Here is a 14110-nt window from a genome sequence, read left to right as displayed (position 1 = left end):
AAATGTATCAGGGAGAGCAAACCCTTTATCACTGATATAAGGAAAAGCTTTGGTTAGCCGGACTTAAGCGGGGCATCTATATACTTTTTTCTTCTTAGCAGTGCTTTATTGGTTTTTTAAACTGCGGTAATCCTCCTGCTATAGTCAGTCCATTGTCCATTAGCGGTTATTTTTTAAGGAAAAAAAGTGAAACTGACGTTACCTCATTTACGCACGGGTGCTGTGGTATTGCTGGCGGGATTACTGCTGGCGGGTTGTGATCAAAAAAGTGACGATGCGAAGCATATCAAAGTCGGCGTGATTAATGGCGCAGAGCAGGATGTGGCGGAAGTGGCGAAAAAGGTCGCGAAGGATAAATACGGTCTGGATGTCGAACTGGTTGGTTTCAGTGGTTCATTATTACCAAATGACGCAACCGAGCATGGTGATCTGGATGCGAACGTTTTCCAGCACCGTCCGTTCCTTGATCAGGATAATAAAGCCCACGGTTATCATCTGGTGGCGGTTGGCAACACTTTTGTGTTCCCGATGGCGGGTTACTCGAAAAAAATCAAAACGGTGGATCAGCTGAAAGATGGCGCGACGGTGGCGATCCCTAACGATCCGACCAATTTAGGCCGGGCGCTTCTTCTGCTGCAAAAAGAGAAGCTGATCACCCTGAAAGAGGGCAAAGGACTGCTGCCGACGGCGCTGGATATCACCGCAAACCCGCATCATCTGAATATTATGGAACTGGAAGGTGCGCAGTTACCGCGCGTGCTGGATGATCCGAAAGTTGATGTGGCGATCATCAGCACGACCTATATCCAGCAAACCGGGTTATCACCGGTGCATGACAGCGTATTTATTGAAGATAAAAATTCGCCGTACGTGAACATTCTGGTTTCACGACCAGACAATAAAGATGCGGAAAATGTGCAGGAGTTTCTGAAATCGTATCAGTCGCCTGAAGTGGCAAAAGCGGCGGAGAAAATCTTTAACGGCGGCGCGGTGCCGGGCTGGTGATTGGCTAAACCGGACAATTTAACCTGCTGGTAAACCTGAATAGCCCACTTAAAGGTGGGCTTTTTTATTCAGTTCAGCCAGGCCGCCACCCCGCCGTGCCTTGAACATGTACCCCGGCGATGCGTACTGAAACTGTATGTTCCATCCCTGCACTGAGCCGATGCGCCATCGGGCGCTTTTCCCGATTTGGTATGCGCCGGACGGTGAATTTCCTGACCGTCTGAGTTAGTGTAATCCCCTTGCTCAATGAGTTCACTATCCTGCGAAGAAGGCGGCGTATGCTGTCTGGCCACAGCCGTGTTGCATAAAAGAGCCACTGCAAAAAGGAAAAATCCCAGTAAGCGCATGATTGCACTTTTCCCTGTAGAGGTTGTATGACCTGAATGATTGACGAGGAGAATACTCCTGATAACCACATAAACAATACTGATATTTAAACAGTAGTTAACTGACTTATTAAGTTTCGTAATGATTAGTTCAGCATCTCCTTCTATCAGGCAGGTGTAGAGAAGACATGAATCATTTAGAATCCGCTTCACTACGTTATGAAAAAATTACATGGAAATATTGCAATGGTAACGTTATTCATAGCGATACAGGGAAAGAAAAAGCGTAAATAATAAAACTAAGTGGCAATAACTCTCCGTTTATTAAGGGGCTGTATGACGTGGATCTATGATGTTAAAAAAACGTTCAGTCATAATATTTTTTTTCAATGAAAATGAAGTTTTCGAGAACGGGCATTTAACTCAATACAATGACAAATAAGAGGGTTTTTAGAGTTAATGTGAGTGTATTCATTAGGAGGATTTAAATGGCGATAAATATATAGGTTATCTATGGCACATATTAACCCAAAACAACAATTCCGGAGGCCTAATATCTGAGCGGTTTTAACGGAGAGATTAATATGACATGGAATAAAGAGGAAGCAATAAGCTGGGCAAGGCAACATGTGCAGCCTCACAGCACTGGTTATTGTGCGCGTTATGTTGCGAGGGCAATTGAGGAGGGTGGGCTTCTCATTTCTCATGCGAACGCTCATGATTTCGGTGGGTCACTAAGGGGGCCGGATTTCATGAGATGCCAGGCGGCACCCCACCCGAAAAAGGGGACGTTGCGGTAATCCAGCCGATACCAGGCCCCCCTGTGGACATACCGCTATTTTTGATGGAGTAAGCTGGTACTCAGATTTTAAACAGCGAACAATGTACCCCGGCGAAGCCTATCGCCATTATCAGCCCGCCTATAAAATTTAGCGGAAGAGGTGAGTGATGCGCAGATACATTCTGGCTGCAATGATGTTTACCTGTGTGGCGCGCGCTGAGACAACACCGCAGCAGCAGGCTGAAATATTTTATCGTTGGTACATCCAGCAGGTTAGTGGCCTTGAAAACCCGCTGGAGAATCCGAAACTTTCCGGATACGTAGAGCACGGGACATATGCCAGCCTGATGAAAGCCTATAAGGTCAATGAGATTGATGTTGATTACTTCACGAAAGTTCAGGACTTTGATGATAAGGACTGGCTACAGCATATAACGGCTGAAAAGGTGGTTATTGATCCTGTTTGCACAAACGTTTACATGTCCTTTGGACTGGCAGACAGGAAACGGGTTGCCGCCTGCTTTGTTAGAGATAAGGGAGGGTGGAAAATTAGGTCAGTGACAGACCTGCCCTAAAATGTATTAGCTCAGACACTTGACCTGACACAACTACGGCACAAACCAAAGTGACAGTGAAGTGGCATACTGAATAAATCGCCCTATTTTTGGCGGTTTTAATGCATGCATTTACTTCACTAACTAATTTTTATGTAGGCATATAAACACAATAATTTTGGTTAACTCAAAAAAATAATATGATGAAAATCTGATCAGTCCAAACTGCAAGGATTAGCAGGTGCATCATGTTTACACTCTACGAAGGCCGTGAAATTAAATGGGAACTCAGCCCAGAAGACTTCGCCTATATCTGCTCACCCGAGCACGCTTTAGAACAATCTAAAACCCACTATGATCTGGATGAGCGAAATTACCGCAGCAGATTCAGGCCCTTTAGTGTTCCTGAGCGCCTTTACTCACGACAGCCCATATGGCGACGGGCACAGGCCGGGTATGTGGATCCCATTTACGACTCAATAAAGGAGCATCTTCAGTTAGGCTGGCTGATTGGTGTGGATACCACTGAGCAATGGAATTGGGTCGAAAACCCATTTTACGTTGATGAAAATGGTGACCTGATTTGTGACAGAGCCTACCTGTACCACGAAGGGTTTATTCGACAGGCTATGGATGCTTATGAATTCGCCGTAGCTGAAAGACAAGGTGTAAAAGCCCTTCCAACTCAGAAATATGATTACGGGGGTTGGGGTTCAGCGCCTGTTCAACATGCCCAGTCAACTAAGACAATCAATAGTAAAGCTGCCGGGCGGTTATTAGCTGCTGGCGGTATCTACAATGGAAACATAGAAGGCTACGCCAAAACAGCTCAGCAGCTCGGAGGAGATGCCCCGGCGGGTTACGATCAAGTTCTTAATGAAACAACAGCAGGATCGGCTATTGCTTTGGCATCTATCGGCGCGGCCTTTGGGCTTGGTCGGTTGGGGTCAATGCATGAAATAGAGAGCATTGAAAAAATATAGGGAGCAAGAGGGCCTGCAAGTCTACGAGAGTTTGATCCTGACTTGGCCGGTGGGCCGCTTAAAAAGCTAAGTACAGAAGGTGTTAACATCACGCTCGTGGGCGTTGATACCGTTGAGCTTCATATTTCGCGTTTCGAACCCGACAGTGCTAATGACTTTATGATTGACCGGCTACGAAAGATCTCTGACGGTACTTTAGCCCCAGCACCAGTAGATTTGAACTATTTCACCCATGAATGCCGTGAATTTCAACGATATTGCAATTTAGGATGGGAGTCAGGGCAACCAACAGACGGTGTTGCAGCGTATGATTTATGGAATAACGCCCACACAGCAACCCTTGAGGAATTCGGTTTGCGAGATAATCAACTTTATCACCCGGATGCGTTTAAATGATGACTAAAGCAGAACAGGATATTCTCAAGGTTTTAATGGCTGATGAGAAAAAATGGACTTGGATGACTCTGGATCGGATGCTTTCGATAAGGGGCTTGGGCGGGGTTGGGCAGGTACCACGTTATGTAGCGAAACTTGCGGAGGATGGAATGATCAACATAGTTGAAGGCAATAAGCCAGCAATGCCTTTCTATGTAATTACCCCTAAGGGGCGAGCGATAGTTGAGAGACTTATCAGCCAAAGTGACGACTCAGTCTCTCAGAGTGACTAGTGGTCTTGGCAAAACTAGCACTAGCGGCTAAATGCCGACCAACTCATTGGGCGGTATTTTAATGCCTGCTGCATGGCTCAAAGTGGCACTGTAGTCCCTCCGGTTTGTAGTATTGACTATTTCATTTTTCTTTTCGCTATTAACTCTTCTTTTAATATGAATCTTATCAATGAAATTAAATGAATAAGTACTGCTTCGCACTAATTTTATTAGTGTTGACAGTACCTATGCTAATATCAATCTATCTGCAAAATTAGAAGCCCATTCTCTAATTTTATTTTGTTTGAGTTAATTAATGTTTGGATTGCATCATTTATATTGGATCTTAACAGTAAACTTGTAGACTTGAATCCAAGCAATCTTGATATTGAGATGACAAGTTCATCATGAGTTGCTCCAAAGCTTTTTGAAATAGTAGCAACTATACCAATTGAGATTTCTTCGGGAGAAATATTTTCAGGCTTTCTTAATGTCTGTGATAATACATTTTGTCGATTTCTTATTGTAATATTAAGATCATTTACTGTAAGGAAATCATTTTTAAGTATTATTTTTCCGTTACCTAAGGCGATTTGAATAGCATTGTTAACTGCTGATTCAATACGAGCCCCAGCACGCTGTAAACCCCAAGCTGTTCTTATCCGAGTGATTACTTCATTCATATGTATCGGAGCTTCAACAAGAACAATTTGTTCGACTATTTTTGCGAGTATTCCAACAGGCGTTTCATGAATCTGGACTCTTGTATCAACGTCTGGTAACGCCTCTACATATATAATAGCTTCGTTTAAGCTGTCATCAATAATCTCTAAACCGATTTCAGTGACAGTTTCTCTTTCAACTGTGACGATTTCTACTGGCACAGCTCTAGAAGGGGATAGTGAGGTTTCAGAACGATTTTCAAGCTCTTTCTTAGCCGCTTGGATAGCAGAGAGAGTTTTCTGAAGTTGCTCTTCGGGACGCTGGAACCAGTCCGTACTCCAAATCCTGTGAATAATCCAACCATGATCTTCAAGTACAGCCTGACGTAGGCGATCCCTCTCTCTTGAAGAGCGGGAAGAATGGTAAGTAATACCATCGCACTCAATGCCTATCAGGTAGCGTCCCGGCATATTGGAATCGGCAATAGCTAAATCAATGAAGAACCCCGCAATACCAACCTGAGGGTGAACCTGATACCCCTCCTTTTGTAAAGCGTTTGCTACCTGTTCTTCAAACACACTATCCATTGAACGACCGCTGCGTTCTGCAACTGACAGGCGTCCTGTTCTTGCATACTGCAGGAATAATTTAAAGGCGAATACACCTTTCCCTTTGGCCCTTTCGAGAACGATATCTTCGTCGGTTATAGAAGCATAAACCTCACAGCGTCTCTTTGCTCGACTGATAAGAACATTCAAACGTCTTTCACCGCCTTCAGCGCCAAGAGGACCAAATCTCATTGCCATATAGTTTTGTGGGTTTCTGGCATATCCAACAGAAATGATAATAACGTCTCGTTCGTCACCCTGAATATTTTCTAGGTTTTTCACAAAAAATGGTTCGCTTTGGTGAGCATGAAAGAAGTCCTCAAACTCAGGGTTAAGTCTGCGCAGCAATTCAAGTTCGTCCTGTATGCGCCTTCTTTGCGTAACTGAGAAGGTCGCCACCCCTAAGGATAAATTAGGATAGCTTCGCGCGTGTTCGAGAATCGCCGTCGCGACACGCTTCGCTTCATTGGCGTTGCTGCCAGATTCGAATACGCCATCTTCCACATGATGGAATCTTAACCCCATACCCGCTTCTTGCGTGTATGGGCTGGGCACAATATAAAGCTTGTTTTCATAAAACTGACTATTCGAAACGGCAATCAATGACTGGTGGCGGCTTCTGTAGTGCCAGCGAAGCATTTTTTGTGGTAATCCTCTGGCAACAAAAAGCCCGAGTATGCTCTCAATATCTGCAACCTGGGTTGAGTCATCGTCATTCTCATCATCTGCTGAGCCTGTCATCTTCGCAAAGAACGAAGTAGGGGGTAACTGACGCTCATCACCGACAACGACTATCTGTTTACTTCTTGCTATTGCCCCTAATGCATCAACGGGTTGTATCTGACTTGCTTCATCCATTACCAGTAAATCAAATGATTGCTTGCCTGGCGCTAAAAATTGAGCAACTGAAAGGGGACTCATCATCATTACCGGTTTTAAGGCTTGAATAGCTGCACCAGCTTTTATCATGAGTTGTCTGATAGCCATATGACCACGTTTACGTGCCATTTCACCGCGAAGAATGCCCACCGGACCTACACCAATTTTAGAAGGAATTGCTCTGTAGTGAGCTCTTACAACTTCAAAACTCGAGGCTTTGATTCTTCGTAAGTCCATTTCAGCGAAGCTTGCTACTCTTCTTGAATGCAAATCACCATCAAAACGAGCCAGTTCCGGCTCATCTTTAACCATCAAGGCTAAAAGGGAATCAAAGTAAGCCCTGTCAAAAGTCCCCAAAAGATGTTCAGGTAAAAGGACGCCTCGACTGAGATCGGATACTAAGGAATAAATACCGTATTCCTTCGCCAGTGCTACCCGACTTTGCCAGGCAACCCATTTTGAAAGTTGTTCAGAATGGTCAATCCAAATAGTGATTTTTTCCTCAACTGATTTTAAACTCAATTCATCAATGTCAGAGTTATTGAATATGCTTTGATAAGATGAAGAAAGTGTATTAATAATTAAAGTAAGTTTATCAAACTGTTCTTTGATATTTTCATTTAAAATTTTAGCGTTATCGACAAATCCTTGTTTATCATCTATCTGGGACGCTATGATTCTCAGGTCAGCATTAGTTGCAATCCAAGAGTGGGCTTGAAGCAATTCACCCCAGTTACTTTCATCTTTTAACCACAGAGGGGAAAGTGTTGATTGAGCGATACCATCATATGAATGGATAGCTTTGAATTTTTGTTGTGCGTTAATTAATAACTTTAAAATCTCAAGACGGTCAGGAACTAACAATTCGGAGTTAATAAAAACTTCATTGTATGCAGAATCAATAGTACTCAGCGAATCAGATTTATTTATCAGAAGTTTCAAAGGAATATTTTTAACAGAATAGCAGTTTTCAAAATAGTCCTCAGGTGAGCTTCCGAAAGAACCCCATAGAATACTGCTTTCGCTTAATACTTCGTCTTTTAATTTTTTAAGTTGACTTACTTGATAAATCAAAGCATCTTTATTAGCAAGTCGACTTGCAATGATTCTTGCCTCCGAGTTTATACCACGAAGAGTGCGCATCCATTCGACAAGGGATTTTAATAATTCACTGTCACTATCTTCGCCCCTCCAATCAGAACTAAATGCAGATTGTCCAAAATCATTCAGATTATAGATCGATTTTTTTAAGTTCTGTGCCTTAAGCAAAAGATCCAGCTTTTCGACTTGCTGTGGTATAGTTAAACTATTATTTCTCAATAATGAAAGCGATAACTTTTTAGCTTTCCTCCATTCACTATTAAATATTTTAAATACGCCAGTATTGTTTTCTAAACAATTTCGCGTTTTTTCTACCTCTGTCTCCCACGATTTTTCAATAAAAATATCATTTACTTGTTTTTTGATAATTTCGAGCTGTTTGATATCACTGACTAAACTTGCAGCTTTATCAATGCCGCCTTCCCAGACAGTGGCAATGAAAGCCTCTGGACTAACATTAGGGGCAACAGCGATACTTTCCCCCAACTCTATGAGGCTTTCAATTTCATTTAAATTCGAAAATCCTATTTTTGAGCCTAATTCTTGCTGTAATCTTGAAGCTTCTTTTGAAAGTTTTGGTGTGATAAATTTAAGCTTATGAGTGGTGATGAATGCTTTTATATCAAAATCATGTGGCAGTTCACGATAAACATCTACAATATTTGCAACATCTTCATGAAATTTTTCTAAACGTATTTTGTTTTCAATTTTATTATGTAGTTCTTGATACGCAAACCCTTCGTTAATTAGGGTCTTGATCTCTTCCAGAGAACTACTCCAGAGGGGGGAGATCAATGATTCTGGTAAGATTTTTGGCGCTGAATTTATTAACTCTGCGATGCGTATAATTTTCTGTAATTCATTGATTGTTGCAATGCTAGAATGTTTGCTTATAATTTTTGAAATGCTGAAGTATTCATGAATGTTATTTAGAAAATTAGAATTCAAACTAGCTAATGCTGCAATGAGACGTTCCACTTCACTTGGAAGTATCTCTGTCCGATTAACGCCATTCCATGGGTGAAAAACTGGAGTGCCAATATCACTAATTCTTTCAATCAATTCTTTAATGAGCGCATGTCTTCTATCAAAGTCATCATTAGTCCATAAATCAAAACCTTCTAAGCTGAAATCGTTAGGATTATAGCCTGCTTGTCTGAGACGTATGAGTTGCGCCATAACCTCATAAGGCGTTAGCTCAGATGGAGTATAAATTTTATGAATTCTTATTGGGTGAGAGTTAAGAATATCCCGATTTTCTGTCAGGTTATTTATTAACGTATCTGGAAATTCTCCTCGTGGTGAACCTAGCTCCCAAACTCGTTTAAGCTCTTCAAGAAATGCTCTTTTATTAGTTTTATTACTATGTAATTCTATACAAGCATCTCCAACACCGGCTTGATCAAGCCTACGCTTAACTACTTCAAGGGCTGCCATTTTTTCAGCAACAAACAAGACCTTTTTATCATCTGCAACAGCTGAGGCGATAATATTTGCTATTGTCTGCGATTTACCTGTTCCTGGCGGGCCTTGAATGACCAAACTTTTACCATTGCGTACTTCGTGAATAGCGAGAGTTTGTGAGCTATCACTATCCAAAATATGTAACATATGAGAGGGTGGAATTACTGAATCAATAACGATATCATCAGGAATTAACTCTTCTTTACCAGAAAAACCTGTTTCTAAAAGGCATTTAATTGTTTCTTGATCTGTTATTTTTGAACCTAATGGCCAGTTATCTGGGTCTAAATCTGTATACATCATAAACTTAGCGTAAGAGAATAAACCTAAGTTAATTTCGTTATCTAATACGTCCCAGCCTTCTTTCAGTGAAACAGTTTGTTTAACCGATAAAAAATAGTCGCCTAAAGAAAACTCTTCTTCAATATTCAAATCAGGCAAATTAATTTGATGTACACGACTAAGAAAGGTTTCAAGAGAGAGGTTGCTAATAATATCCTCATCTCTGATTTTAATTTTGAAACGTTCGCCTGCTTTACCACGCATTAATTCAACAGGTATCAATAATAAAGGGGCGTGGCGAATATTTTCTTTATTATTAGGATCTATCCACTTTAATGAGCCTAAAGATAGGAAAAGGATATTAATGCCTTGCTCTTCTTCAAGAGTCTTGGAATCATAATATAGATCTAATAACTTTTTCTGCAAAGTCTTAGGCGTGAGTTTGGTCTGAAGTTTTGTATCCGTATGGTTAGCTTCTGAGTCTTCTGAAAAAATAACATCTTCAGAATCTGGATCGCTATCATTGCTTCCATCACTTTCATCCGCTTTCTTATCTTCTTTTCCATGAAGAAATGTAAAAGACTTTTTTTCCTCGTAAAGCATTTTAAACAGAATATCAGACCGTTCGTTAACAATTTCTAAGAATTTAGTATTTTTTGATTTAGGTATGTTGAGTAAGCGGTTTCTGGCTGTAAGATCTAAGAGTTCAGCTCGCGCCTTTTCAAGTTTCTGATTGAGTGATAGATTTGAGTTTCTGTAAAGTGAACCTTCATTTTCATCCATTAATTCCTACCTTTGAATAATTATTTACAAGAGTTTGAAGGTATGAGCCTTTTTACTCTATCAATTTAGAAATTCCTCACATATTAGAATTTTTTTATTCAAACTTTAAGAGTTTTCTACTAGTTTTCAATTTTTTATACAAAGCTATTTAAAATCAATCTGTTACATTTTAGTTTTTTGCTCTGTGTTTTTTGGTGAAAAAGGTTGGTTGTTTTGAAATATAATTTAAATTTAGTGTAAAGATTCAAAATTTTGATGATATTTTTTTTATTTTGCTGATTTATATAGCTATTTATATATTAGCTAAAATCCTTATTGGAACTATCCTTTGTCTTGAACTATAGACTTTTGATGTGCTTTATCCGGGAATTGTAATGATGGTACTTTTAACATTGCGCTATCATTATCAATATTATTTTTTAATTATCTCACTTAGTAGAATGTGTAAAATGCCATGGAGTGATACTCGATTTTATTCGGCCCGATAAGCCGATACAGAATGGATTTATTGAGCAATTTAACAAAATACCAAAAATACCATAAACAGAAATACTCGATATGTATCTGTTCAGAATCTTGTCTGAAGTCTGCGAAGCAATAGAAAACTGGCGCATATAACATAACGAGAAACATCCGAATAGCTCAGTGGGTGATATGCCACACGTTATCTATATCTATGCATCTATGCGAGGCAAAAACGGAGATCCTGATTGGCGATGTTACTAAAACCAGAGGGACGACACTAACTGAAGGGTACTCTAAAGGGACATTTTCGGTAGCACTACCCATCCTTTTTAATGGTTTTGATTGGAATTGAAATCAGGCTTCAAGCCTTGCTGTGTGCGGGTTTGGTGGGTTTTGGCAGGCATTGCAAAGGGTTGAAATGGTGTCCCCTACAGGAATGTATTTTGTGTTATATCCAGCTGTTTAATAAGTGATTGTTTATCTTTTAAGTGTTTTCCTATACATTTTTCTATGCGCATTTAAGTTTGCGCATAAGTCTTATGATCTTTTACCCAATATCACTTAAGCTAGGCTTTCTTAGATAGATGACTCTTGTTTACAATTCTTTACTTATTATTTTTACCACACCTCACCACTTATCAGTATTCCTCACCAGCATACAAATACGAAGAGATACTAACGAATACGAAGGGATACTAATGAATATTACTGAGCACCCTTAATAAGGACTCCTCACCCTTCAAGATATTTAATTGTCAATATTAAATCGCTAACTCCCCCTAATTATCCCATATTTACAACTCAAACTTATAATGGCAGTCTTAGCGCATCCGATAACATCTGAGAATGTCCAATATTAATTTATCTTCTAACTAGGGAGAGTCATGTCTATAAATAGTAGAAACGAATTTCAATCTAACTCATTAAGATTAATAAGGCTCGCTTCTGTACTTAGTGCTACAGGCTTGCCAAGGTCAACACTCTACAAAATGATGAAGTGTGAAAAATTTCCAAAGAACGTAATGATTGGAGAACGCTCTGTTGCGTGGGTTGAAAGTGAAATTGAAGATTGGATTAAAGAGAATATTAAAAGAAGGAGTTAGTTATAATGGGTAGTGAAGATTTAAATTTTTGTAAAGATAGCAATATTGATCAAGTGCTTAACTATAAATCTATCACTTTCAGTGAAGGGCACTCTGATGGTGGTTATGCTATTCGAACTATAGAGATTAAGCGCTTTAATGAAATAAAATCACTGCGTGAGGAATTTAAAAAATTGACAGGGTATGAGGTTCCTTATACTGAGTGTAATGCTTCAGAAATGAATCTATTAGTAGAGCGCGGGTTAAGTGTCATTAATGCAGCTAATAAAGCTTATAAAGATGCTTTGGCTGATGCAAAAAGTATCGATGACGATATTGCCCAAGCCCATAAAGGTAAACGTAGCGGACTTGGTGGCTATGAAAGCTTACGAGCTTATTTGCAGGATCTCGAATACAGAAAAGACCGTATCGATGGGTATATTGCATCTGCCGACAAGCTATTAAATGAGCGTCGAGAGCTTTTAGGCATGTTACGCAAGCAGGCTGAGATGCTATCTGCGAACAATGCGCCTGGTTTGATGCCGGTAATTCTTACGCGAATACCTATGGAATATCTTAAAGGATGTCCGATCAAAGAATCTTACTTTAATAAGTCAGATAGTCCAATTTTATATGCTTGGAAAGAGCTGGATATGCTGGAGACAGCATTGAGAAAAATTATTTCATTATGCACTGTACCTACAAGTAAATATGAAATAGCTAATGGTGGAGAAAGTAAGGCTCGATATTATCGTGAATACTTCAGCAATCTAAATGCCGAGCTACGTCAAAGAATGACGGCCATTGATTATGTAAATAGTAAATGTCTGCATGATCAGCGCATGCATAGAAAAACACACATGATGAATTCATCAATTTGAAATAAGAAGGTATAAGACATGGCAGTACATTTAATTCCTGATATGGCGAAGCAGTTTCATCAACTTTTCACTCGAGGTGCAGAATATTTCAGTAATAATAAAGAAGGGGAATTTACCATATCGACTCCCTCCGAAAATTCTTTGCATATAGCGATGTTAGAATCAGGTTGGATGATGGGAAGTATTACTCTGCGTGATATTGATAGTTCTACCGGGCAAGCTATTGAGATTGGTGATAACTCGTTGCATTCAGGGCGTGTGTTATCAGGGCGTTTTAAAAAGAAACTAACTGTTAATGGCACGCCTTTTGAATTAGTTGAAACAGATTCCTGTGTTTCATTATCTTACGAACAATTGGGGCAGCTCGCTAACATCAATAGCTTTGATAAATTTGTAAGCCTTCTCTCTGATTTTTTTGGTCGTGCTGTTTCTTTAGATATGCTGCGGATTGGGTTTAACGGTGAATATGCCGGACTGCCTACTAATCCCATTGAGAACCCTAAAGGAGAGGATATTAATACCGGCTGGCATGCTATAGCACGAGAGTTTAATAACGGCTCCCAGGTCATCACTGAAAAATTTAGCCTGGGCGAAGGTGGCGACTATCCGCATCTGGATGCTCTGGCTAATCAGCTTATCAAAGATAAAATCCCTGAAGCCTTCCGGGAAGACCCGCGTCTGGTGGTTTTGGTCGGTGCCGAACTGGCAGCAAAAGAACGTCTGTGTTTGTTTAATGCCGCAGATCGCTCACTTTCCGATACTGCTGCGGCGCAGTTGCTGACCAGCTCTATTGCAGGGCGCTTTGCTTTTGTTCCGCCATTCATGCCGGGTACACGTCTGGCTATTACAACGCTTGAAAATCTTCATATCTACACGCAGAAAGGCTCACGCCGCTTCCGCGCTGAGTTTGTGGATGATTCAGCTGAGTATCAGCACGCCTATCTGCGCAATGAAGGCTATGCACTGGGCAATGGATTTTTGTATGCGGCGGCGGATGAAAACGCCATCACGCTGCTGTAGGGGCTAACAATGGAATATTCACCGGTGTCGACGGGGTGGGTGTGTGTGGCTACAGAAGGAGACACAATGGATGGGCGTAAAATAGAACCCTCCTGGATCACTGATTTGGCTGAAACGTACAATCCTAAGTTATATACCGCATTAATTTGGGAAGAACATAATCGTGATCTAGATAATTTGGGTGAAGTCTTGGAAGCGCGTAGTGAGACTTCCGCAGGGTTGAAGAAGCTATATGTCAGAATTAGACCTACAGCAAAGCTAATGAGCTATAACGAACATGGGCAGAAGTTGTTTTGTTCGATAGAAGTTAAAGACGATTTTCCGGACGTTGGTCGTTTTTATCTCAGTGGATTAGCTGTGACTGATAGTCCAGCAAGTATTGGAACCGATCGACTAAAGTTTAGTGTTAATAAACGTTATTTTTCCCGTTTTGATGCCAAGACGCTTATTAGTAACCCTATAGTATTCTCTTTGAAAGATAGTATTACCATGGCCGGTAAAGGCTGGGTTTCTGCAATTTCAAACAATTGATTATATTTCATTTATCTTACCACCCGGTTGAATAAGATCGGGTTAGATAACTATT

Annotated in this window: 11 protein-coding genes and 2 pseudogenes; 11 read left to right on the top strand and 2 right to left on the bottom strand. The window is 40.5% G+C overall.

The genetic code is table 11. The features are described 5' to 3' along the window. Positions 1-186: 186 nt before the first annotated feature. Complete coding sequence (nlpA, locus tag ACOZIO_RS07525; protein ID WP_421595152.1) at positions 187-1005, top strand: lipoprotein NlpA; 819 nt, start codon at positions 187-189, stop codon at positions 1003-1005. Positions 1006-1073: 68 nt separating this feature from the next. Here the strand turns inward: nlpA and ACOZIO_RS07520 are convergent, their stop codons facing one another. After that, positions 1074-1352 (bottom strand): DUF3761 domain-containing protein, encoded by a 279-nt coding sequence (locus tag ACOZIO_RS07520; RefSeq protein ID WP_129952265.1) that lies wholly within the window; start codon positions 1350-1352, stop codon positions 1074-1076. A 158-nt stretch (positions 1353-1510) separates the two neighbouring features. On the opposite strand from ACOZIO_RS07520, the pseudogene ACOZIO_RS07515 reads away from it, so the two are divergent. From ACOZIO_RS07515 to ACOZIO_RS07495, 5 genes and pseudogenes are all read left to right on the top strand, one after another. Beyond that, positions 1511-1621 (top strand): annotated as a pseudogene (locus ACOZIO_RS07515) (type VI secretion system tube protein Hcp); the annotation flags it as partial. Positions 1622-2279: 658 nt separating this feature from the next. Next, on the top strand, positions 2280-2687 hold the full coding sequence (locus ACOZIO_RS07510; protein WP_258453696.1) for a YbjP/YqhG family protein: 408 nt from the start codon (positions 2280-2282) through the stop codon (positions 2685-2687). Between the two features lie 227 nt (positions 2688-2914). Further along, positions 2915-3649, top strand: coding sequence for a hypothetical protein (locus ACOZIO_RS07505; protein ID WP_421595151.1), 735 nt, complete (start codon positions 2915-2917; stop codon positions 3647-3649). A gap of 96 nt (positions 3650-3745) precedes the next feature. Then, positions 3746-4045 carry a hypothetical protein gene (locus ACOZIO_RS07500; RefSeq protein WP_235173813.1) on the top strand — a complete coding sequence of 100 codons (300 nt, stop codon included), beginning with the start codon at positions 3746-3748 and terminating at the stop codon, positions 4043-4045. Next, the gene (locus tag ACOZIO_RS07495) at positions 4042-4317 is read left to right on the top strand and encodes a hypothetical protein (RefSeq protein WP_129952268.1); all 276 of its coding nucleotides are present in this window, start codon (positions 4042-4044) and stop codon (positions 4315-4317) included. The genes ACOZIO_RS07500 and ACOZIO_RS07495 overlap by 4 nt, the downstream gene beginning before the upstream one ends. Positions 4318-4553: 236 nt before the next feature. On the opposite strand, the gene ACOZIO_RS07490 is transcribed toward ACOZIO_RS07495, so the two are convergent. Beyond that, positions 4554-10076 (bottom strand): DUF3320 domain-containing protein, encoded by a 5523-nt coding sequence (locus tag ACOZIO_RS07490; RefSeq protein WP_421595150.1) that lies wholly within the window; start codon positions 10074-10076, stop codon positions 4554-4556. A 432-nt stretch (positions 10077-10508) separates the two neighbouring features. On the opposite strand from ACOZIO_RS07490, the pseudogene ACOZIO_RS07485 reads away from it, so the two are divergent. The 5 genes and pseudogenes from ACOZIO_RS07485 to ACOZIO_RS07465 form a co-directional block, all read left to right on the top strand. Further along, positions 10509-10802 (top strand): annotated as a pseudogene (locus tag ACOZIO_RS07485) (integrase core domain-containing protein); the annotation flags it as partial. A 623-nt stretch (positions 10803-11425) separates the two neighbouring features. Continuing rightward, a complete protein-coding gene (locus tag ACOZIO_RS07480; RefSeq protein ID WP_421595149.1) occupies positions 11426-11644 on the top strand; it encodes an AlpA family phage regulatory protein in 219 nt (72 codons plus the stop codon). 5 nt (positions 11645-11649) lie between these two features. Next, positions 11650-12504, top strand: a complete 855-nt coding sequence (locus tag ACOZIO_RS07475) for a hypothetical protein (protein ID WP_421595148.1) — start codon at positions 11650-11652, stop codon at positions 12502-12504. Positions 12505-12522: 18 nt separating this feature from the next. After that, a complete protein-coding gene (locus ACOZIO_RS07470) occupies positions 12523-13524 on the top strand; it encodes a P2 family phage major capsid protein (protein ID WP_421595147.1) in 1002 nt (333 codons plus the stop codon). 9 nt (positions 13525-13533) lie between these two features. Then, positions 13534-14055, top strand: coding sequence for a GPO family capsid scaffolding protein (locus ACOZIO_RS07465; protein WP_421595146.1), 522 nt, complete (start codon positions 13534-13536; stop codon positions 14053-14055). Positions 14056-14110: the final 55 nt, after the last annotated feature.

The sequence above is a fragment of the Rahnella sp. PD4 genome (genome assembly GCF_049199325.1).
GTDB classification, from domain to species: domain Bacteria; phylum Pseudomonadota; class Gammaproteobacteria; order Enterobacterales; family Enterobacteriaceae; genus Rahnella; species Rahnella perminowiae.
The sequence above is the reverse complement of the archived record's forward strand: the minus strand, read 5'-3'. Positions and strand labels throughout refer to the sequence as shown.

Excerpts from the sequence above, each read along its gene's own strand:
- ACOZIO_RS07495 (WP_129952268.1), top strand. The coding sequence starts at position 4,042 with ATGATGACTAAAGCAGAACAGGATATTCTCAAGGTTTTAATGGCTGAT.
- ACOZIO_RS07505 (WP_421595151.1), top strand. The coding sequence starts at position 2,915 with ATGTTTACACTCTACGAAGGCCGTGAAATTAAATGGGAACTCAGCCCA.
- ACOZIO_RS07470 (WP_421595147.1), top strand. The coding sequence starts at position 12,523 with ATGGCAGTACATTTAATTCCTGATATGGCGAAGCAGTTTCATCAACTT.
- ACOZIO_RS07465 (WP_421595146.1), top strand. The coding sequence starts at position 13,534 with ATGGAATATTCACCGGTGTCGACGGGGTGGGTGTGTGTGGCTACAGAA.
- ACOZIO_RS07520 (WP_129952265.1), bottom strand. The coding sequence starts at position 1,352 with ATGCGCTTACTGGGATTTTTCCTTTTTGCAGTGGCTCTTTTATGCAAC.
- ACOZIO_RS07480 (WP_421595149.1), top strand. The coding sequence starts at position 11,426 with ATGTCTATAAATAGTAGAAACGAATTTCAATCTAACTCATTAAGATTA.
- ACOZIO_RS07490 (WP_421595150.1), bottom strand. The coding sequence starts at position 10,076 with ATGGATGAAAATGAAGGTTCACTTTACAGAAACTCAAATCTATCACTC.
- ACOZIO_RS07475 (WP_421595148.1), top strand. The coding sequence starts at position 11,650 with ATGGGTAGTGAAGATTTAAATTTTTGTAAAGATAGCAATATTGATCAA.
- ACOZIO_RS07510 (WP_258453696.1), top strand. The coding sequence starts at position 2,280 with ATGCGCAGATACATTCTGGCTGCAATGATGTTTACCTGTGTGGCGCGC.